Source organism: Paraburkholderia sp. BCC1885 (genome assembly GCF_900996235.1).
Lineage (GTDB): Bacteria > Pseudomonadota > Gammaproteobacteria > Burkholderiales > Burkholderiaceae > Paraburkholderia.
The window spans coordinates 118990-138835 of the sequence record NZ_CAAJGM010000285.1 but is presented as its reverse complement, the minus strand read 5'-3'; the positions used below and the strand labels follow the sequence as shown (position 1 = coordinate 138835).

18 protein-coding genes are annotated in these 19846 nt (G+C 64.9%); 11 read left to right on the top strand and 7 right to left on the bottom strand.

Annotation, left to right across the window (positions count from 1 at the left end; genetic code table 11):
- Positions 1–37: 37 nt before the first annotated feature.
- A complete protein-coding gene (locus FQ755_RS36630; RefSeq protein ID WP_144163036.1) occupies positions 38–1432 on the bottom strand; it encodes a CoA transferase in 1395 nt (464 codons plus the stop codon).
- A 165-nt stretch (positions 1433–1597) separates the two neighbouring features.
- Between FQ755_RS36630 and FQ755_RS36625 the strand changes: the two genes are divergently transcribed.
- On the top strand, positions 1598–2842 hold the full coding sequence (locus tag FQ755_RS36625) for a citrate/2-methylcitrate synthase (RefSeq protein WP_144163034.1): 1245 nt from the start codon (positions 1598–1600) through the stop codon (positions 2840–2842).
- Here the strand turns inward: FQ755_RS36625 and FQ755_RS36620 are convergent.
- Positions 2835–3158 carry a DUF2917 domain-containing protein gene (locus FQ755_RS36620; protein WP_144163032.1) on the bottom strand — a complete coding sequence of 108 codons (324 nt, stop codon included), beginning with the start codon at positions 3156–3158 and terminating at the stop codon, positions 2835–2837. The genes FQ755_RS36625 and FQ755_RS36620 overlap by 8 nt on opposite strands.
- 173 nt (positions 3159–3331) lie before the next feature.
- Between FQ755_RS36620 and FQ755_RS36615 the strand changes: the two genes are divergently transcribed.
- The 3 genes from FQ755_RS36615 to FQ755_RS36605 all read left to right on the top strand — a co-directional run bounded on the left by FQ755_RS36615 (position 3332) and on the right by FQ755_RS36605 (position 7902).
- A complete protein-coding gene (locus tag FQ755_RS36615; RefSeq protein WP_144163030.1) occupies positions 3332–4744 on the top strand; it encodes a PLP-dependent aminotransferase family protein in 1413 nt (470 codons plus the stop codon).
- A gap of 139 nt (positions 4745–4883) precedes the next feature.
- Positions 4884–6344, top strand: coding sequence for a multidrug transporter subunit MdtD (gene mdtD / locus FQ755_RS36610; protein WP_144163028.1), 1461 nt, complete (start codon positions 4884–4886; stop codon positions 6342–6344).
- A 283-nt stretch (positions 6345–6627) separates the two neighbouring features.
- On the top strand, positions 6628–7902 hold the full coding sequence (locus FQ755_RS36605; protein WP_144163193.1) for an EAL domain-containing protein: 1275 nt from the start codon (positions 6628–6630) through the stop codon (positions 7900–7902).
- Here the strand turns inward: FQ755_RS36605 and FQ755_RS36600 are convergent.
- On the bottom strand, positions 7858–8910 hold the full coding sequence (locus tag FQ755_RS36600; protein WP_144163026.1) for a sigma-70 family RNA polymerase sigma factor: 1053 nt from the start codon (positions 8908–8910) through the stop codon (positions 7858–7860). The two genes, FQ755_RS36605 and FQ755_RS36600, sit on opposite strands and share 45 nt — an antisense overlap.
- 219 nt (positions 8911–9129) lie before the next feature.
- On the opposite strand from FQ755_RS36600, the gene clpP reads away from it, so the two are divergent.
- Entirely contained in the window at positions 9130–9783 is a 654-nt protein-coding gene (gene clpP / locus FQ755_RS36595; protein ID WP_144163024.1) for an ATP-dependent Clp endopeptidase proteolytic subunit ClpP, read from the top strand.
- A 119-nt stretch (positions 9784–9902) separates the two neighbouring features.
- On the top strand, positions 9903–11414 hold the full coding sequence (locus FQ755_RS36590; protein WP_144163022.1) for an NYN domain-containing protein: 1512 nt from the start codon (positions 9903–9905) through the stop codon (positions 11412–11414).
- A 65-nt stretch (positions 11415–11479) separates the two neighbouring features.
- Here FQ755_RS36590 and FQ755_RS36585 read toward each other — a convergent pair whose 3' ends face one another.
- From FQ755_RS36585 to FQ755_RS36570, 3 genes are all read right to left on the bottom strand, one after another.
- A complete protein-coding gene (locus FQ755_RS36585) occupies positions 11480–12598 on the bottom strand; it encodes a porin (protein WP_144163020.1) in 1119 nt (372 codons plus the stop codon).
- Between the two features lie 629 nt (positions 12599–13227).
- Entirely contained in the window at positions 13228–13851 is a 624-nt protein-coding gene (locus tag FQ755_RS36575; RefSeq protein ID WP_144163018.1) for an FMN-dependent NADH-azoreductase, read from the bottom strand.
- Between the two features lie 48 nt (positions 13852–13899).
- On the bottom strand, positions 13900–14541 hold the full coding sequence (locus FQ755_RS36570) for a glutathione S-transferase family protein (RefSeq protein WP_144163016.1): 642 nt from the start codon (positions 14539–14541) through the stop codon (positions 13900–13902).
- On the opposite strand from FQ755_RS36570, the gene FQ755_RS36565 reads away from it, so the two are divergent.
- Positions 14540–14737 (top strand): hypothetical protein, encoded by a 198-nt coding sequence (locus FQ755_RS36565; RefSeq protein WP_144163014.1) that lies wholly within the window; start codon positions 14540–14542, stop codon positions 14735–14737. The two genes, FQ755_RS36570 and FQ755_RS36565, sit on opposite strands and share 2 nt — an antisense overlap.
- A gap of 185 nt (positions 14738–14922) precedes the next feature.
- Here FQ755_RS36565 and FQ755_RS36560 read toward each other — a convergent pair whose 3' ends face one another.
- Complete coding sequence (locus tag FQ755_RS36560) at positions 14923–15156, bottom strand: hypothetical protein (protein WP_144163012.1); 234 nt, start codon at positions 15154–15156, stop codon at positions 14923–14925.
- A 142-nt stretch (positions 15157–15298) separates the two neighbouring features.
- Between FQ755_RS36560 and FQ755_RS36555 the strand changes: the two genes are divergently transcribed.
- Genes FQ755_RS36555 through FQ755_RS36540 form a run of 4 tightly spaced genes read left to right on the top strand, consistent with a single transcriptional unit; the run spans position 15299 to position 19803 of the window.
- Entirely contained in the window at positions 15299–16006 is a 708-nt protein-coding gene (locus FQ755_RS36555; RefSeq protein ID WP_144163010.1) for an SRPBCC family protein, read from the top strand.
- 24 nt (positions 16007–16030) lie between these two features.
- A complete protein-coding gene (locus FQ755_RS36550) occupies positions 16031–16933 on the top strand; it encodes an FAD binding domain-containing protein (protein WP_144163008.1) in 903 nt (300 codons plus the stop codon).
- Positions 16923–17426, top strand: coding sequence for a (2Fe-2S)-binding protein (locus tag FQ755_RS36545; protein ID WP_144163006.1), 504 nt, complete (start codon positions 16923–16925; stop codon positions 17424–17426). Before FQ755_RS36550 ends, FQ755_RS36545 begins: the two co-directional genes overlap by 11 nt.
- Before the next feature lies 1 nt (position 17427).
- Complete coding sequence (locus FQ755_RS36540) at positions 17428–19803, top strand: xanthine dehydrogenase family protein molybdopterin-binding subunit (protein ID WP_144163004.1); 2376 nt, start codon at positions 17428–17430, stop codon at positions 19801–19803.
- The last annotated feature ends 43 nt before the right edge of the window (positions 19804–19846 follow it).

Here is a 19846-nt window from a genome sequence, read left to right as displayed (position 1 = left end):
CGCGCAAGAAGCCCGCGCGAGCCCCGAAGCATCTTCCTCAATCCACCCACACGGCGGCATCGGTGCCGATCGGCGCCGATGGCCGGTCGTAAAACGCCGGCGTCTCCGTCAACCGTTCCGCGGGCAAGGTGCCGCGAATCCGGCCAAACGGCGACGCGACGGTCTCCATGCAGTCCTGCACCTCCTCGAACGTGACCTCAGGCGCGCGCCAGCCGTCTTCCATCTGCCCCATCGACTGCAGCCAGCGCCCGGTCTGCGCCAGCGACACCCGCACGTGCCAGCTGCCGCCCTCCGTGGCGCGCCGCGCCAGCGCCACCATCGCACCGAACGCCGCAAGATAACCGGTGGCGTGATCGAGCGCCTGACACGGCAGATGCTTCGGCTCGTCGGTGTGCGCCGCGCGGCTCTCGGTCCACGCGATGCCGCTCGCGGACTGCACGAGGCTGTCGAAGCCACGGCGCTGCGCCCATGGTCCGGTATGCCCATAAGCGGAAATGGACACGTAGACGATTCCCGGCCGCGCCTGCGCCAGCGCTTGCGGCGCGAACCCGCGCGCGGCGAGCGCCCCTGGCCGATAAGCCTGCAGGAACACATCTGCATCGCCGGCCAGCGCGCGTAATTGCTCACGTTCACCGGCGTCACGCAGATCGAGCGTCGCCGAGCGTTTGCCGCGGCCGTTGTCCATCACCAGCGGCGCGATGTTCGGCAGATGCGGGCCGTTGATCATCAACACCTGCGCGCCATGCTGCGCAAGCGCACGCCCGGCCACCGGCCCCGCAATGATGCGCGACAGATCGAGCACGCGCACGCCGGCCAGCGGCCGGTCGGCGCCGCCGCGCCCGGCCGGTTCGGGCGGCGCATCGCCGATCCGCATGATCTCGAACAGCGGCAGATTGGCAATTGCGTGCGCCTGTTCGTGCGCGGCCCATTCGCGCGGCGAGCGGATCAGCGCCGCGCACAGGCCCGCATCGGCGAGGGTCTGGTCAAGCGTCGCGCCGTCCCAGCCGCGAATTGCCGTGGCCACGGCCGCGCGGTCATTGGCGCAGTCCAGCACTTTCAGAATACCCGCCAGATGATGCGGGAAATTGGTGTGCAGCTGAATCCAGTGGCCGTCGCGGGTCTGATAGAAGCCCATCACAGGATCACGCAGGGCCGGCGGCGGGCCGTCGTTCACACGCAGATAGCGCTCGCTGCGAAACACCGCCAAGGCGCGACGCATCTCCACTTCGACGCGTTGCCGGCAACCGGTGCGCAGGCGGAAGCATTCCGCGGCAGCCAGCCCCGTCGCCGCAATCGTGGCGCTGGCGAGCGTGCCGACCCGGTAGATCGACGGCAGGCCGGGGTCCTCGCCGGTCAGCGTGACGGCGTCGAGCGCGGCGGCGTCGCAACCGGCCGCGGTCCAGAGATGATCGAGTGCGAGGCGAGGTGTCATGGCAAGTGGTCTGAAGGAGGAAAGGTTGGCCCAGTCTAGAATTTCGCCCCGCTCCGATCAATCTTGATTAAGATAATCAATATATATTGATTTCTCCGGTTTTTCCGCTCGCTTATACCCCGCTCATCCCCCGGCTCATACCCTGCTGATCTCCCGCTTAGACCCATGCCGACCGATCTCACCGCCACCGAAGCCGCCGCCCTGCTCGGCGTCAGCGTGCCGACGCTGTACGCCTACGTGAGCCGCGGCATGCTGCACTCGACGCCAGATGCCCACGGCAAGCATCGCCTGTACGACGCGGCCGAAGTACGGCGGCTCGCGCGTCGCAAAGCTGACGGCAAGCGCGCCGGCAAGGTGGCGCAGAAGGTGCTCGACTGGGGCGTGCCGGTGCTCGAGTCGTCGATTACGCTGATCGCCGACGGCCGTCTGCTTTATCGCGGCCGCGATGCAACGGAACTGGCGCGCACGGCATCGCTGGAAGAAGTGGCGGCGCTGTTGTGGGAATGCAGCCCGCGGCGTCTGAGCGAGGCGCCGCCTGCGCCGCTCAGTGCGGCGCAATGGTCCGCGTGGCTCAAGTTGTGGAGTGACAGCGCGCCGCTCGAACGGGCGCTGGTGCTGCTGCCCGCCGCCGCCGCGCAGATGCCGCGCGTCTGGGCGCAAGGCCGTGACGCGCAACTCGATACGGCGTGTGCCGTGATGCGTCTGCTGGCGGCGGCAATGATCTCGGCAGCGCCGTCGAACGAGCCGCTGCACCGGCAACTCGCCGCCGCGTGGGGCATCCGCAACCGCCAGCAGATCGGCGTGCTGCGCGCCGCGCTGGTCGCCTGTGCGGATCATGAACTGAATGCCTCGACCTTCACGGTCCGCTGCATCACGTCGACCGGCACGCATCTGTTCGGCGCGGTGGCCGGCGGTCTCGCGGCCTTGTCCGGACCGCGGCATGGCGGCGAATCGATCCGCGCCGCCGCAGTGCTCGACGAAGCGGCCCGCGCACCCGATCTCGACCGTTTTCTCGCCACACGGCTCAATCACGGCGAGCACACCACTTATGGCGCGCTGCTGTCCGGCTTCGGACATCCGCTGTATCCCGACGGCGATCCGCGTGCGCGTGTCTTGCTGGATATGCTGACCGAATGCGCGCCGGCCCGTTCGGCGATTGCGGAAGTCCACGCGCTGGCCCGCGCGGTGCGCGAGACGGCAGGCACGGAGCCGACGCTCGATTACGCCCTGGCCGCCATCGAACGCGTGCTGGGCTTGCCTGGCGGCGCGGCGTTCACGCTGTTTGCGGTTGGTCGCGTGGTGGGCTGGATCGCCCACGCAATGGAGCAGAGCGCGGACGGCCGCCTGATCCGGCCGCGCGCCCGATACATTGGAGAGTACGACGCCGCGCCGGCGTCACCCGTCAGATAGTTTGCAGCCAGCGCGGCACGAAGCTACGGACCGTGGACAACCCCGTCCGTTGCGCAGCGGGACGCGCCTGCACGCCGTCCGTGCCGCTCGCGAACGCCAGCGCGAGCCGCGCACCGCCCGCCCCCGCGCTGACCCACGCGCGCTCGCCGCGCCGCAGTTCGAAGGTCTCGCCCGCCGACAGCCAGTAATCGCGCAGATCGCCCTGCACTGTCAGCCAGACCTCGCCCGCCATCACCTGCAAAGTGAGCGCCTGCGTGACACGCCAGGCAGCCGCCGGCTCGCCATGATCGAGTTCAAAAGTACGGATTTCACGCATCGCATTGCTCCTTTGATGGCTTTTCTGGTTGACTGATTATTGCTGTGCGATCATGGAACTCCCATGCACAGTTACGAACAGTTTCGGTAAAACTGTGCAGTTGAAAAACCGGACACTTGTCTTAACCCCAAAGTTATCGGCGCGATGCGCCGGCCTTCCCGAGGCACGACTTCATGAAACTCGAAATCGAACTCGACCGCGAAAGCGGCGTCCCGTTGACCGAGCAGATCGTCACAGGCGTGACCGCGTGGATCCGCTCGCGGGCCGCCCATCCCGGCGCCAAGCTGCCGTCGATCCGGCAATTCGCGGCCGATTTCGGCGTCAGCCGCTTCCCGGTGATCGAGGCATACGACCGGCTGGTCTCGCTCGGTTACCTCGATTCGCGGCACGGCTCGGGCTTCTTCGTGACCGAGCGGCATCGCAGCCTGAGCAGTTCTCAAGGCTCTTCGGACCCTCGCCGCGCCGAAGAAGAAGCGGTGCATATCCTGCAGCAGTTCAATCATCCGGGTGAGACGCTCAAACTCGGCAGCGGCTTTATCCCCGAGGCCTGGCGCGACATGGAGGGCCTGGGCCAGGCAATCCGCCACGTCTCGCGCGCCGACCCCGCGAGCCTCGTCGACTATGCGACGCAACTCGGCAATCCGACCTTGCGCGAGCATCTGCAAGGCCGCCTCGGACAACTCGGCATTGAAGCGAGCGCCGCGCAGATCCTCATCACCAACGGCGCGAGTCAGGCGTTCGATCTGCTAATGCGCTACATCCTCAAAGCCGGCGACACGATGTTTGTCGAAGACCCCGGCTACTTCAACCTGTTCGGTCTCCTGAAGTTGCATGGCGTAAAGCTGGTGGGCATTCCGCGCACCCGCAGCGGCCCGGATCTCGACGTGCTGCAGGAACAGCTGCGCCTGCATCGCCCGAAGCTGTTCTTCATCAACTCGCTGTTTCACAACCCGACCGGCACGATCATCGCGCCGCCCGTCGCGTTCCGTTTGCTGCAACTGGCGCGCGAACACGACTTCAGGATCATCGAAGACGACATCTACGCCGACTTCCAGACCGACCTCACCGACCGCCTCGCGACCCTCGACCAGCTCGAACACGTGATCTACGTGGGCGGCCTGTCGAAGACGCTGTCGTCGTCGCTGCGGATCGGTTTCGTAGTCGCCGACCGCGCCACTATCAAGGATCTCGCGGACATCAAGATGCTCACGAGCATCGGCGGCTCGCGCTTCGCGGAAGCGGTGGCTGTCGCCATGCTCGAACGCGGCACCTACCGCAAGTACCTGGAGCGGCTGCGCCGGCGCATGCGCGACGCCCTCGGCGCGACCATCCAGGCCCTCGAAGCCTGCGGCTGGGAAGTGTTCGAAACGCCGCTCGGCGGCAAGTTCGTGTGGGCGCGCGTGCCGCACGTGGAGGATTCGATGCGGCTCGTCGAATGCGGCGCGCCGCTCGGCGTCACGGTGGCGCCGGGCAGCTATTTCCGGCCGAACGCCGAGACGAGCCCATGGATCCGCATCAACGCCGCCTATGCCGGCGATCCGCGCGCCCAGGCGTTCTTCGAGGCGGCGGCGAAGCTCAGTCCATAACCCGGTGCATAGCTCGACCTGCGGCTCAGCCCGTGACTCGGCCCTTGACTCAGCCCGCAAACCTCGCTGCACGGCCCCGCGGATTTCCCTAAAATGAGCACTCCCCAGCCCGTCCGGCGCGCGTGAGCAGCCGCCCCTCATGACCAATCAGCCGAACGCCGCCTCGACACCCGCCTCCCCCACCGCCCAGCCCACCGCACGCTCGCTCACCGTGATGCTGTGGATCGTCGCTACGGGCTTTTTCATGCAGACCCTCGACTCGACCATCGTCAACACGGCGCTGCCCGCCATGGCCACGAGTCTCGGCGAATTGCCGCTGCGCATGCAATCGGTGGTGATCGCCTACTCGCTGACGATGGCGGTGATGATCCCGGTGTCCGGCTGGCTCGCGGACAAGCTCGGCACGCGCAAGGTGTTCTTCAGCGCGATCCTCGTCTTCACCATCGGCTCGCTGCTATGCGCCGACGCGCACACGCTCAACCAGCTGGTGGTGTATCGCGTGATGCAAGGCGTGGGCGGCGCGATGCTGCTGCCGGTGGGACGCCTCGCCGTGCTGCGGACCTTCCCCGCCGAACGTTATCTGCCCGCGCTGGCGTTCGTCGCGATTCCTGGGCTGATCGGGCCGCTGATCGGCCCGACGCTCGGCGGCTGGCTCGTCAAGATCGCCTCGTGGCACTGGATCTTTCTGATCAACGTGCCGGTAGGTCTGGTCGGCTGCATCGCGACCTTCATCTTCATGCAGGACAGCCGCAATCCCGACACCGCCAGGTTCGACATCAAGGGCTACGTGCTGCTGGTGATCGGCATGGTGGCGATCTCATTCGCGCTCGACGGCCGCACTGAACTCGGCATCCAGCAAGCCACCGTGCTGGTGCTGCTGATCCTGAGTCTGGCGTGTTTTGTCGCGTATGGGCTGCATGCGGTGCGCGAGCCGCATCCGCTGTTCCCGCTCGATCTGTTCAAGATCAATACCTTCAGCGTCGGCCTGCTGGGCAACCTGTTCGCGCGGATCGGCAGCGGCGCGATGCCGTATCTGATCCCACTACTGCTGCAGGTGAGCCTCGGCTACAGCGCCTTCGAAGCCGGCCTGATGATGCTGCCGGTCGCCGCCGCCGGCATGAGTTCCAAGCGCCTCGTGACGAAGCTCATCACGCGGCACGGCTATCGCCGGGTGCTGGTGACCAATACGGTGCTGGTCGGCCTCGCGATGGCGAGCTTTTCGCTGACCAGCGCGGGCCAGCCATTGTGGCTACGGCTCGTGCAACTGGCGTTCTTCGGCGCCGTCAACTCGATGCAGTTCACCGCCATGAACACGCTCACGCTGAAGGACCTCGGCACCGGCGGCGCGAGCAGCGGCAACAGCCTGTTTTCGCTGGTGCAGATGCTGTCGATGAGCCTCGGCGTCACCGTCGCCGGGGCCTTGCTCGCGACCTTCACCGGCTTGATCCGCCAGGTGACCGCGGCCAATTCGCTGCCCGCCTTCCACGCGACCTTCCTGTGCGTCGGCATCATCACCGCCTGCTCGGCGTGGATCTTCGCGCAGCTCTCGGCGGATATCCGTAGTACCGCGAAGAAAACCGACCCTTCCGAGCGAACCTGAGAACAACGCGAAGCGCGGCTCGAAACGGGCCGTGTTCCGCTACGGCAGCCGTTCCGACGCTTCACGACAGTCGCCCCGCCGACCCGCAACAGGGCGCACAGCGCACCACCGCAGTGCGCCGCATAGCCGCGACGCGCATCCCGGCGCACAATGAGGGGTTGTCTACGCGCCAGGCGCAATTCCGTCGTGCGCACGGTTCTTGCTCGCCTATCCTGTAAACTTACGCTGTTTGCGCGCCCGCTTTGTTAGCCCGATGCCGCCCCTCTCACACGACTGACACATGATGAGCATGATCGAACTCGATCCTCCCGGCTTCCAGCCCCCGCGTCCGATGGCGGGCGACGAAGGCTCCCGGCGCACCGTCCTGTACGGCGGCTACACGGTGTTCAGCGTGTTCCAGCCGGTGTTTTCCGTGTCGCACCGGCGCGCGATCGGCTATCACGCCTCGCTGCGCGCCCGTGACGAACATGCGCAACAGGTGCCGTCGCACGAAGTGTTCACCCAGGCCGCGCGGCGCGGCGATCTGCTGGAACTCGGGCGGCTCGCCGAATCGCTTCATCTGGGCAACTTCAATGCATTCGACAGCCACGACGAATGGCTCTTCCTGAGCCTGCATCCCGCAGCGCTGATGGACACCAGCTACGGCGACGCCCTGCTGGCCGGCCTGAAGGCGCTCGGCCTGCCGCCGCAACGGGTGGTGCTGGAGGTGTCGGAACAGGCGGGCGGCGAAACCACGCGCTTTGCGGAGATCGTCGACGCGCTGCGTAAATCGGGCTTTCTGATCGCGCTGGATGGATTCGGCGCCAAGCATTCGAACATCGACCGCGTGTGGAATCTGCGGCCCGATATCGTCACGCTCGACCGCTGCATCCTCGCGCAGGCGAGCGAGCATTCGCATATCGAACGCGTGCTGCCGGGCCTCGTCTCGTTGCTGCATGAATCGGGACAACTGGTGCTGATGGGCGGCCTCTCGACCGAGCGCGACGCGCTAATCGCGCTCGAATGCAATGTGGATTTCGTGCAAGGCGCCTATTTCGCCGGACCGAGCGTGGAGCCGGTGAAGCCGCAGGCGGCCGCCGGTTTGATGGACGCGTTGTCGGCCGCGCTACGCGAGCGGGTCGCCGCGCGCGACCGGGCTCAGGCCGCGCGTCTCGCGCCGTATGTAACGGCGCTGGAGACGGCCAGCATGCAACTGGTGGCGGGCGAATCGGTCGCCCAGGCGACCGCGCCGCTGCTCGCACTGGGCGAAACGGCACGCTGTTTCGTGCTGGACGGATCAGGCCGGCAGATCGGCGACAACGTGTTGCCGCCAGGGCGCGCGTCGCAACGCGCCAAGCGGTTTCGACCGCTGCTGCATTCGGAAGGGGCAAGCTGGGAGCGTCGGCCGTATTTCATCGGCGCGATGCGCACGCCCGGCCAGGTGCATCTGACACCGCCTTATCTGTCGATCAACGAGGCGCACCTGTGCGTGACGGCATCGATTGCCGCGCGCACGCCGCACGGCATGCAGGTGCTATGCGTCGACATCAACTGGGAAGTGGCCGCACACCGTAATTGACGACGTGCGTGGGGCCGGCGCGAACTGCACGGCGGGTCTGTTGGGGTTGTTGCGCGGGTCGGCGCGGATCGCGTCCAGCAGACGCACGACGGCTGCCAAACCAAAGCGGCGTCGCGCCGCCTGAAGTTGCGCAGCACGCGTGATGATACGCAGCGCAACGATCCGGCCGCCGCGCGTCGATACATCGAGCAACGCGGTGATTTCTCCCTCGTTGAGCAACGCGATTCCTACCGCGCCGTTTAGCATCAGCAGTTCGGCATGCGTGGCGAACACCGTCGCGCCCGACGCATTCACCGCGCCGCTCGTCTCGCTCCTCAGCGACGTCACCGTGTCCACCCAATTTGCCGCAGCCAGAACCGGCTCGGCCACGCGCGCGGGCGCATCGCTGCGCACCTCCGGCGCGTCGCTAAAGAGCCGCAGCAATCCGGCGCGATCCTGTGCGTCCAATGCCGTTCGCAGACGCTCGACGAGTTGCGCATGCCGCGCGGGATCGGGCCGCTGCAAAGGCGCGCCCTCGCGCTGCAAACGCGTTTTCGCACGATGCACGATCTGCCGGCAGGCAGCAGACGTGCGTTCGAGGATGCAGGCGATCTCCGCATAGTCGCAATCAAACGCCTCGTGCAACACGAAGGCGGCCCGCTCATCAGGCTTGAGCCGTTCGAGCAACAGCATCACGCCATAGGACATCTGCGCCGAGCGCAGCGCCAGTTCTTCCGCCGACGGCGCCACGTCGTCGAGCCATGGCTCCGGCAGCCAGCCGGCGGCGCGCGCGTTGCGCTCCAGTTGCAGATGACGCAGCCGGTCGATGGCGAGGCGCGCCGCGATCGTGGTCAACCATGCCGCCGGCGTGCGGATATCGGCGGTATCCGCGAGATGCCATTTCAGCCAGACGTCCTGCACTACGTCTTCGGCTTCCGCGCGGCTGCCCAGCATGCGGTAGGCGAGCGCCACGAGCCGCGCGCGGGCGGCTTCAAACGTGGAGGCCTTGTCGATTTCCTGTTCCGTCATTCGTGATGCTCCCAGAAACGTGCAATGCCGCGCGGCCGCAAAGACCGGCTTCTTTGTATGTAGACGTTTGAGCCTCGCCGGATGTGACAGGCCGGCGCAAAAATTTTTCTGTCACACCTCGGCACGCGTTTTCGTCATGTGGTCAGACAGCCGCGCCCACAACGGCGGCGCCGGCTTGTCGTCCGCTCAACCAGTCAACCCCACTCAGACGAGGCGCGCATGCATTCCAGCTTTCCTTCCTTCTCCGGTCTTGGCCTCGTGCCCACCGTCATCGAGCAGTCCGGCCGCGGCGAGCGCGCCTACGACATCTTTTCGCGGCTGCTGCGCGAGCGCATCGTGTTTCTGGTGGGTCCGGTCAATGAGCAGTCCGCGAGCCTGATCGTCGCGCAGTTGCTGTTTCTGGAGTCCGAGAACCCCGATAAGGATATTTCTTTTTATATTAATTCGCCGGGCGGTTCGGTCTACGACGGCCTCGCGATCTACGACACGATGCAGTTCATCAAGCCGGAAGTGTCGACGCTATGCACCGGATTTGCCGCCAGCATGGGGACATTTCTGCTGACCGCCGGTCAGCGCGGCAAGCGCTACGCCTTGCCGAACGCGCGAATCATGATTCATCAGCCATCGGGCGGCAGCCAGGGCACGGCAGCGGATGTGGAGATTCAGGCGCGCGAGGTTTTGTATCAGCGGGAACGTCTGAATGCGTTGATGGCGGAACATACAGGGCGCAGCATCGACGAGATCGTGAAAGACACGGATCGGGACAATTTTATGTCGGCGGCAGACGCCAGATCCTATGGGCTGATTGATGATGTGCTGGTGACGCGGGATGCGCCTGGCGGTGAGGGGGGCGTGCCAGGGCGTGAGAAATAGATCACGACCACAAGCCGTTTTCTTGCGTCCACGACCATGTATTGGAGCAACGAAAGCGCCGGAGCCGCTATCATGGTCGCGATCCGTCGCATTCGACGGCTGCCTCATTGGAGAAATACATGGCGTCATCCAACGAAAACATCAGCATGGCGCTGTTTTGCGACTTCGAAAACGTCGCCCTCGGCGTGCGCGATGCGAAGTTCGAAAAATTCGACATCAAGCTGGTCCTCGAACGGCTACTGCTCAAGGGCAGCATCGTCGTCAAGAAGGCTTACTGCGACTGGGAGCGTTACAAGAGCTTCAAGGGCACGATGCACGAAGCCAACTTCGAACTGATCGAAATTCCGCATGTGCGCCAGTCCGGCAAGAATTCGGCGGATATCCGGCTCGTGGTCGATGCGCTCGATCTCTGCTACACCAAATCGCACGTCAACACCTTCGTCATCATCAGTGGCGACTCGGACTTCTCGCCCCTCGTGTCCAAGCTGCGCGAGAACGCCAAGCAGGTGATCGGCGTCGGCGTGCAGCAATCCACCTCGGATCTGCTGATCGCCAATTGCGATGAATTCATTTTCTACGACGACCTGGTACGCGAAAGCCAGCGAACCGTCGTAAAGCGCGAGACCGCGCGCCCCGCGCAGCAGCCGGCGACCACGGCCGCCGCGAAACGCGCACCGAGCGAAGAAAAGCGCCCGAAAGAAGACCTCGAATCGCGCCGCACCAAAGCGGTGGAAATCGCCGTGCAGACCTTCGATGCGCTCGCTTCGGAACGCGGCGACAGCGGCAAGATCTGGGCGTCGGTGCTGAAAAACGCCATCAAGCGCCGCAAGCCCGACTTCAACGAAACCTATTACGGCTTTCGCGCGTTCGGCAATCTGCTGGAGGAAGCGCAAGCGCGCGGCCTGCTCGAATTCGGCCGCGACGAGAAGTCGGGGGCGTATGTGTATCGCAGCACGACCGCCATTGCGGCGACCGTCGGCGAGTCGGTGAACGAGCCGGCGGAGCAAGCGCCGCAGGAAAGCCCAGTTGCTGCAGAACCGGCTCAGGCCGCGGAATCGGGTCACAAGCACGACGCGCGCCGCCGTGGCCGCGGCAATCGCAAGACGGGACGCGAAGCGCCCGCTGAGCCGGCACGCTCGGAAGCGGCACCTGCTCATGACGACGCAGACGTGCTGGCCGACGCGCCGGATGTCCGGCGCAATTACGGTGGCCGCTCGCCTTTCGCGGACGACGACCCTATCGAAGAACAGGAGCACGCGCAGGAGGAAGCCGTCACCGAGCACGCGATGTTCACCTTCGAGCCGGCACCGGTGAGTGAGACCCAAGCGAAGGCCCACGCGGAGGCCGACGCCAAAACCGAAGCCGAACCGGCCGAGCATCAGGAAGCGCAGGAGCCGCAGGAGTCTCGCCGCACGGGACGTGGCAACCGCAAACCGGCGGCGAGGAAGACCAGGAAGGCCGCTGCACCGGCAGCCGAAGCGGCCGCTGCAACACCCGCCGCCGAAGCGCCGCAGGAAACTGCGGCTCAGCCTGCTGCGGAAGCGCCGGCAGCCCGCAAGACCGCGCGCAAATCCACCACGCGCAGCCGTCGCACGCCGCGCAAAACGGCGGCCACGTCAGAGGCTGAATAATCGGGGCTGTGTGAGCGGCAGCGTGACGATGAAGCGTTATCAAAGTCACGCCGCCGCAATAGTGCTCAGAACCGGTGCGTCATGCCCAGCGTCGCCATTACCTGTTTGGTGCCGGACTCGCTCACGGTGTCGCCCGGCCAGCTCATCGTCGCGCTGCCGTTGTTTTTGATGTAGCCGGCGCGAACATAGAAACTCGTGCGTTTCGAGATCGAGTGATCGGCGCCGATCTGGATACCCTGTGCGTTGTCATGCACACCGCGCACGCTGCGCTGAATCCCGGCAATTTCGATCGTATCCGCCGCTGTGGCCTGGATCGTCGCGCCCAGCTCGGCGATGCTCAGCGAATGCGCCGTGCCGAGCAATGCTGCCAGCGAATGCGCGGACGGGTCCTGTGCTCGTTGGTAGGAATAGTTGAACTGGAAGTTGACGATCCCCACGCGGTAAGCCAGTGCGCCGATAAAGTGTTCGGTGCCGAGCAGGCTCAGCGCAGCGGGCAAGCCCGCAACCGTCTCCTGCCCCGGATGCTGATTCACGTAGGACAGCCCGGCATAAAGGCCATAGCCCGAATAGGTTGCGGCCAGGTTCAGCATGTTGCCGCTGGTCGCAGGCACCGGCTGTGAGACGGTAGACGCAAACGCGTACATGCCGTAAAGCTGCAGACCACCCAGACTCGGCGACTGATAGAGCACCGAGTTGCTGGCGCGGCCGGAGTCGTATTGCGTGGAGAGCGTGTTCCTGTCGACCGTGAGCACGGCTGCGGAGAACGGCGAGAGCACTTCGTTCGCGCGGTACGGGTCGCTCGGGTAGATCACGCGGAAACTCGGTTCGTATTGGCGGCCGAATGTCAGCGAGCCATACGTCGAGTCGTTCAGGCCCACCCAGGCCTGACGATAAAACAACGCGGTCGTGTCGGCGAACAGGCTGCCATTGTTGAGATTGAAGCCCGTTTCGACGTCGAATTGCGCCGCGAGGCCGCCTCCCAGATCTTCATTGCCCTTGAGACCGAACTGCGAACCCGTCGAGCCGCCGCTTCGTTCGGAATACGAATGATTGCCGCCGTTATCGAGGTATTGAAGGAAGGTGTCGGCTACGCCGTACAACGTCACACTCGAATCGGCCGCCGCCGCGCTGCCTGCCGCAAGCACCAACGTAGCCCCGCAAATACCCTGACTGATCAAACGCATGCCTGTCTCCTCTTTTCTGATGGCCGCTTGCTGCGGACTTTGCTTGCCTTACGGCGATACCGCGCGACCGCTGTCTCCTCGCGAACCGGTTCAACCCGGCGCGAGCGGTCGTTCCCTCAGGTCCTGTGCGCCCGGCCAGGCTGGAACGCCTGCCAGATCAAAAAATAGAACGGACGTGCCAATTTGAAGGTAACTGACGGCATAAAGCCATTGCATTATTTTCATCAAGAGATTGCAGAAGGCGCATGGCCACGCGGCAGGCGGCGGGCAGCGCGTGACGCTCAGAAAAGGCGCAAGAAAGGGAGGGTTTATCACGACAGACGTGGCTGGCGAGTCGCATCCCGTACTCGTCTTATGCCACCTGGGTATCTGGACTTCCATCAATGCGAACGCAACGCAGGACGCGTTGGACGCAGACCTCCTCCTCTTTCGGTGATCAGGAGAACCATCGTGACCCGCATTGCACACATTGGGCGCTGCGTTCTGCGGAGTCCGAGTCTGGGCGGCGGCCGACCCTCTGGATGCGGTCGAGAAAGCGCGTCAGGCTTTCGACCGGCGTCGCAAATGACTGGCGCCGGAGCGGCATCGGGCGACGCTTCGGCGCGCGGCAATGAAACTACAATCCCGGCCTACAAACTCCGGGCAAGCTCGCGAGCCTGTTCGCTGGCCTCGTTGCGGGATGCATGATCCTGCTCGGCACCCGCCAGCGTTTTTTCGACATTGATCACCCGTACATCGGTGATTCCAACCATGCGCGACCACATGGTCAGATAGGCCGTCTGAAAGTCGAACTGTTCCGGCGGAAAAGCCGCGCCAAGCTGAACGCCTCGCGCCGCGATCGTGACGACCGTCCGTCCACCCAGCAGGCCGTTCAAACCCCGATCGTCGAATGAAAACAGCACGTCCTTCTGCGATATGACATCGATCAGATGCTTGAGGCGATACGGGATGCCGAAATTCCACATCGGCACGCTGAAGAGAATCACGTTCGCCTGCCGGAACCGTTCGGCCAGCGTATGCACAGTACGCCACGCATCGGCCTGCACAGCATCGAGCGGCCGGCCCTCGATGCCCGCGTATTTTGCTTCGAGCACCGGGCCGTCGAACGTGGGCAGATCGGTTTCCCAGACGTTCAGTTCGTCGACCGTGCCTTCGGGATGTTGCGCCTTCCAGGCTTCGGTGAAGGCGTTAGCGACCTGGCGGGAAGCCGAGCGCTGTGTGCGTGGCGAACCGATTACGTGAAGAAGATGCATAAGTCCTCGCAAAGGTAAGTGGGATGTGCAGCGAATCTCGCCGCGAGGTCATGTCAGCATCGGCGTCAGGTCGGGATCGCCTTTAGTCATCGCCCGCTGATAGCCGGCCCGCGCGCCGATGCGCTGAAGATACGCCAGTATGTTCGGATACGGCGCGAGATCGAGAGGATGAAAGAGGCGCATCGTGGTGAGCGAAAAGACGCTCATGATGTCGGCCGCGGTGAACGCGCTTCCCGCGAGATAGTCGCTCTGTGCCAGCCGCGCTTCGATCAATGCGAGCACCTTGTCCAGCCGTCCCTGCGCCGACGCCTGAATCGGATGATCAGGCGCAAGGCCGCAACGCCCGATGAACATCGAACGGCCCATGACCGGCTGAAGATTGCCATTGGCGAAGTGAAACCAGTAGAGATACGCAGGGAAATCGGGGTGGTCGGGCCCGTGCTGCAAACGTCCGTGACCATATCGGGCGAGGATAAATTCGACGATCGCGGCCGATTCGGCCAGCAAGATGCCGTCCACTTCGATAAGCGGCGCCGCGCCGAGCGGATGCAGCGCCTTCAACTCCGGCGGCGACAACTGCGTGAGCCGATCGCGCGTGTATTTTTCGAGCTGGTAGGGAATCTCAAGTTCTTCACAAAGCCAGACAATCCGTTCCGATTGCGAGTGACCAAGGTGATGGATTTTCAACATGAAACTTTCCTTGCAGGAAGTGCGGCTTGATTTGAAAAGACGAACCTGGGCACTTATCGGCAGCGCGTCTCCTGTCACCCGTTCCTCGCCGGATACGGATATCCGGGCGGTCAGAAGCATCGCCGGTGTAAATTCGGCTGCGTCGCCCAAAACTGGTTTCGACAGCATAGGCTATCGGGAAAATCGCGGTATTTAAAAGCGCTGGTGGCCGATTGAAAATCGTGCGCGAGAGTTGGGTGACCGAAAGTGGTCGGGGCCGGAAGTTCGGTTAGCCCGCAGTGGTTGCGACGGTGGTGGCGGTGACGATAGCGGCGGCGATGCCGGCGCGCATGCGCGGCGTTCTATTTTTTTGTATTGCGGAAGCCGCGCGTGACCCCGTAACTATTCGAGCAAGCTGAAAAAATCGCCGAGCGTCATTTCTCCGGCGTAGTCCGCCAGCAGCGGAAACAGGATCGCGTCATAGGCGGCACCGCAGGCGAGATCGGTGGGATCGAACCGGCCCAACTGAACCGCGACGATCGCTTGCGCCGCTGCACAGGATGACTCCAGGATCGCATTAGCTTGTTTTCTGTCCATGATGCGGTTATCGACCGCATTTTGCGTAGCTTTAGCCACGAAGAGCGCCGACAGACATCGCGAGCTTTCCGTCGGCATAGATCTCAGCAAACTTTCCATTCTTTGTTTACCATATGCTCAATAACGGCTCAAAACGCCCGGCGCCGCCCGGACAAGCCAATAGCAGACAGGAGACAAGGGCATGGAACTGTTAGGTCAACGCCAGATCGGCGCGCCGCGCGCCGCCGTCTGGGACGCTCTAAACGATCCACAGGTTTTATTGCGCAGCATCCCAGGCTGCGAGGACGTCGAAAAAGCCTCGGAAACCGAGACCCTGGTGCGGGTGGCGGTGCGGCTCGGCCCGGTGCGGGCGCGTTTCGTCGGCAAGATGTCGATGAGCGACGTGGTGCCGGCCGAGCGCTGCACCTTGTCGTTCGACGGCGCCGGTGGCGCGGCCGGCTTCGCCAAAGGCGTATCGAACGTGGCGCTGCGCGATACCGAGGGCGGCACGCTGCTCGACTATTCGGCAAGCGCCTCGGTGGGCGGCAAGCTCGGCCAGATCGGCAGCCGGCTGATCGATGCCTCGGCCAAAAAGATCGCCGACGAATTCTTCGTCAATCTGGAGCGGGAACTGACCGGACCATCTGCGTCAGCAGAGGCCGACGGCGAAGCCGGGCCAGCCGCAACAGGCGACGCAGCGAGCCTTGCAGATCGTGACACGGCTGCGCCACCGCTCCGCCCTGCCCCAGCCTCGTCCGGCAACCCAGGGCGCTCCCAGACGCACTCTGCCTCCGCAGCGCCGCAACCTGCTTCGGCTTGGTCCGGTGGCTGGCGCGCCGAGTTGTATCGCGCCGGCTGGTTTGCGCTCGGCGTGGCGGTCACGCTGCTTCTGACCCATTGGCCGCATTAAGCCAGATTCAGGGAGACTTCCATCATGAAAGCCGCCGCGTTCCAGTACGTGAAGCCGCGCACGCTCGCCGACGTATTCGCCGTCCTCGCTGAATACGAAGACGGCGCGCGCATCGTCGCCGGCGGTCAGACCCTGCTGGCGACGCTGAACATGCGCCTGTCGGAGCCGCAGATGCTGGTCGACATCACCGCGCTCGACGGCTTGCGCGGCATCACCGTTGGCGAGCACAACCTGCGCATCGGTGCGCTGGTCACGCATGCGCAGATCGAGGATTCGGCGGTAATCCGTGAGCATGCGCCGTTGCTGTTCGCCGCCGCGCCTCACGTCGCGCATCGGGCGATCCGCAATCGCGGCACCTTCGGCGGCTCGATTGCACTGGCCGATCCGGCCGCCGAGTGGCCCGCCTGCGCGGTCGCGCTCGACGCAACCATCGTCGTATGCGGCCCGGCGGGCGAGCGGCGCATCGACGCCGACGCATTCTTCGTCGATCTTTATACAACCGCGCTCGAGTCCAACGAGCTGGTCGTCGCGGTCGAGATTCCGCGTTCCGGCCCACGCGCCCGCTTCGCCTTCGACGAGTTGACGCGCCGCCACGGCGACTACGCCATCGTCGGCGCAGCGCTTACCGGCAATCTGGAAACCGACGGCCGTCTTACCGCCGCGCGCGCGGTGTTCTTCGGCACCGGCTCGGTGCCCGAGCGCGCCCGCTCGATCGAACCGCTGCTAGCCGCCGCGCCGCTCGACACGCAGACGATTCGCGCCGCCGTGGAAGCGCTCGAACTCGAGCCATCCGCCGATCTGTATCACTCCGCCGCCGCCAAGCGGCATCTGGCCCGCGTGCTGCTCGGCCGCCTGCTCACGCGGCTTGCCGCTGACGGAACCGGTGCGAGCGATGCCTCTCACGAAGGAGACAGCCATGTTCGATGAAACCATCACGGTGCGCCTGAACGTCAACGGCAGCACGGTGGAAGCGCGCGTCGAACCGCGCCGGCATCTGATCGATTTTCTGCGCGAGGATCTGCAGATCAAGGGCGCGCGCGTCGGCTGCGAGCACGGCGTATGCGGCGCCTGCACGGTGCGGCTGAACGGCGAGATCGTGCGCGGCTGTCTGGTGCTCGCGGTGCAGGCGGACGGCGCGGCAGTGGAAACCATCGAAGGCGCCAGCGATCGCGGCGCACTGAAGGAATTGCAGGCGGCTTTTCACGAGCGCAATGCCTTGCAATGCGGTTTCTGTACGGCCGGCATGCTGCTGGCCGCCGCCGATCTGATCGAGCGTCAACCGCGGGCGAATCGCGAGGAGATCCGCGCCTTCATCTCCGGCAACTACTGTCGCTGTACCGGCTACCAGGCGATCGTCGACGCCATCGAGGATGTCATCGAGCAACGCAATGCGGCGCGTCAGTCCGCAGCAGGAGCCTGACATGCTGAAGGCGCGCGATCCGAAAACGAAAACCGGCCCCTACATCGGCAGTTCAATGGCGCGGCCCAACGCGGTGCGGCTGTTGCAGGGGCGCGGCACTTATGTCGACGACATCGCGCTGGCGCGCATGGCGCACGTCGTATTCTGGCGCAGCCCGATCGCGCATGGCCGGCTGACCTCGTTCGACCTGCACTATGCACGCATGATGCCAGGGGTGATCGCGGTCTTCAGCGCGGCCGACCTGGACGGCGTCTGCAAGCCGTGGGTCGCCACGCTCGCGCATCTGGCCGGCATGAAATCGATGCCGCAATATCCGCTCTCGCATGGGCATTTGTGCTGGCAGGGCGAGCCGGTGTTCGCGATCGTCGCGCAGACGCGTCATCAGGCTGAGGACGCGCTGCAATACGTGCGCGCCGAGTGGGAGACGTTGCCGGTCGTGCATGACATGGAGCAGGCGCTGGCCCCGGACGCGCCCGTGATTCATCCGGAACTGGGCGATAACCTGTGCCTCGAACGACGCATCGACACCGGCGGCGTCGATGCCGCGTTCGCGGCGGCCGACGTGGTTGTAGAGGAAACCTATCATTTCGCGCGCCATACCGGCGTGACGATGGAGACGCGTTCGGTACTGGCCGATTACAACGCCGCCGAGAACACGCTGACGGTCTATCACTCGCATCAGGCGCCGCACATGATGCAGGATCTGTATTGCCGCCATCTGGACCTGCCGGAGTCGGCGGTGCGCGTAATCTGCAAGGACGTCGGCGGCTCTTTCGGCATCAAGGTCCACTCCTATCCCGACGACTTCGCCACCGTGGCGATCGCCAAGCTGCTCAAGCGGCCGGTGAAGTTCGTGGCCGACCGTCTCGAATCCTTCGCGAGCGATATTCACGCCCGCGAGCATCAGGTGAAGACCCGTCTCGCGGCGACGCGCGACGGCCGCATTCTCGCTTTCGAGATCGACGATCTGACCGGCGTCGGACCTTACTCGGTTTATCCGCGCACGAGCGGCATCGAGGGCAACCAGGTGCTGAACATCACCGGCGGCCCGTATCGGCACGAACAATATCGGGCGCGGCTGCGGGTGGCCTTTCAGAACAAATCGCCGATGAGCCAGTATCGCGGCGTCGGTCATCCGATCGCCTGCGCGGTCACCGAGGGCATCGTCGATCTCGCCGCGCGCACGCTCGGCATCGATCCGCTCGAAATGCGCCGGCGCAACGTGATGCCCGACGACGGCTATCCGTGTACCGGCGCCGCGGGCATCAAGCTCGAAGGACTGTCGCACGAGCGCTGCCTCGCGCGCATCGAGGAGATGATCGACTACGCGGCTTTGCGCGCCGAACAGACCCGTCTGCGCGAGCAAGGCGTGTATCGCGGCATCGGCATCGCCGCGATGATCGAGCTGACCAATCCCGGCGCGGCGTTCTACGGCGTGGGCGGGGCGAGGATCGCCTCGCAGGACGGCGCGACCGTGCGGCTCGACGCGGCCGGCACGGCGACGCTGCTAGCCAGCGTCGGCGAACAGGGACAAGGCACCGAGACGGTCTTCGCGCAGATCGCCGCCGACGCACTGGCGCTGCCGCTCGACAAGATTCGCGTGATGACCGGCGACACCAGCGTGACGCCTTATGGCGGTGGAACGTGGGCTTCGCGCGGCGCGGGCATTGGCGGCGAGGCGGTCCAGCAGGCCGCGCTCGCCTTGCGCACGCAATTGCTCCAGTTCGCCGCAGAACTCCGACAACTCGATCCGGCCACGCTGACGCTCGCCGACGAAGCGGTGGTCGATGCCGAAACCGGCGTGCGCATCGCCACGCTCGCGGAACTCGGCGCGCAGGCCTATTTCCGTCCGGATACCTTGCCGGCCGGCGTGCATCCGGAGTTGAGCGCCACCCGCCATTACGCGCAGCGCGACTTTCCCTTCATCTTCACCAACGGTGTGCACGTTTCGCACGTCGAAGTCGACGTCGATACGGGCCTCGTCAAGCTGCTACGGCATTGGGTGGTCGAAGATTGCGGGCGGGTGCTCAATCCGCTGCTGGTCGACGAGCAGGTGCGTGGCGCGGTGGTGCAGGGTATCGGCGGCGCGCTTTACGAAGAGTGTCTGTACGACGAGCACGGCACCTTGACGAACGGCAGCATGGCCGACTATCTGGTACCGATGGCGGCCGAAATGCCGGACATCGAAGTCGCGCACATCGAGACGCCGACCCGCAGTTCGACGCTGGGCGCAAAGGGCGCGGGCGAAGCGGGCGCGGCAGGCGCCCCGGCCGCGGTGATGAACGCCATCAACGACGCGCTGGCGCCGTTCGACACGCGCGTCGTCTCACAACCGATCACGCCTGAAAAAATCCTGCGCGCGCTGGGCCGCATCTGAGCCGGCGCCAGACCAAGGCCCATGACCCAATCCATGTTGAAGC

Bases quoted from the DNA above. Each gene is read 5' to 3' on its own strand.
- FQ755_RS36570 (WP_144163016.1), bottom strand. From the start codon at position 14,541: ATGTTGAAAATCCATCACCTTGGTCACTCGCAATCGGAACGGATTGTC.
- FQ755_RS36545 (WP_144163006.1), top strand. From the start codon at position 16,923: ATGTTCGATGAAACCATCACGGTGCGCCTGAACGTCAACGGCAGCACG.
- FQ755_RS36555 (WP_144163010.1), top strand. From the start codon at position 15,299: ATGGAACTGTTAGGTCAACGCCAGATCGGCGCGCCGCGCGCCGCCGTC.
- FQ755_RS36605 (WP_144163193.1), top strand. From the start codon at position 6,628: ATGAGCATGATCGAACTCGATCCTCCCGGCTTCCAGCCCCCGCGTCCG.
- FQ755_RS36590 (WP_144163022.1), top strand. From the start codon at position 9,903: ATGGCGTCATCCAACGAAAACATCAGCATGGCGCTGTTTTGCGACTTC.
- FQ755_RS36550 (WP_144163008.1), top strand. From the start codon at position 16,031: ATGAAAGCCGCCGCGTTCCAGTACGTGAAGCCGCGCACGCTCGCCGAC.
- FQ755_RS36600 (WP_144163026.1), bottom strand. From the start codon at position 8,910: ATGACGGAACAGGAAATCGACAAGGCCTCCACGTTTGAAGCCGCCCGC.
- clpP (WP_144163024.1), top strand. From the start codon at position 9,130: ATGCATTCCAGCTTTCCTTCCTTCTCCGGTCTTGGCCTCGTGCCCACC.
- FQ755_RS36620 (WP_144163032.1), bottom strand. From the start codon at position 3,158: ATGCGTGAAATCCGTACTTTTGAACTCGATCATGGCGAGCCGGCGGCT.
- FQ755_RS36565 (WP_144163014.1), top strand. From the start codon at position 14,540: ATGAAACTTTCCTTGCAGGAAGTGCGGCTTGATTTGAAAAGACGAACC.
- mdtD (WP_144163028.1), top strand. From the start codon at position 4,884: ATGACCAATCAGCCGAACGCCGCCTCGACACCCGCCTCCCCCACCGCC.
- FQ755_RS36630 (WP_144163036.1), bottom strand. From the start codon at position 1,432: ATGACACCTCGCCTCGCACTCGATCATCTCTGGACCGCGGCCGGTTGC.
- FQ755_RS36540 (WP_144163004.1), top strand. From the start codon at position 17,428: ATGCTGAAGGCGCGCGATCCGAAAACGAAAACCGGCCCCTACATCGGC.
- FQ755_RS36615 (WP_144163030.1), top strand. From the start codon at position 3,332: ATGAAACTCGAAATCGAACTCGACCGCGAAAGCGGCGTCCCGTTGACC.
- FQ755_RS36585 (WP_144163020.1), bottom strand. From the start codon at position 12,598: ATGCGTTTGATCAGTCAGGGTATTTGCGGGGCTACGTTGGTGCTTGCG.
- FQ755_RS36625 (WP_144163034.1), top strand. From the start codon at position 1,598: ATGCCGACCGATCTCACCGCCACCGAAGCCGCCGCCCTGCTCGGCGTC.
- FQ755_RS36575 (WP_144163018.1), bottom strand. From the start codon at position 13,851: ATGCATCTTCTTCACGTAATCGGTTCGCCACGCACACAGCGCTCGGCT.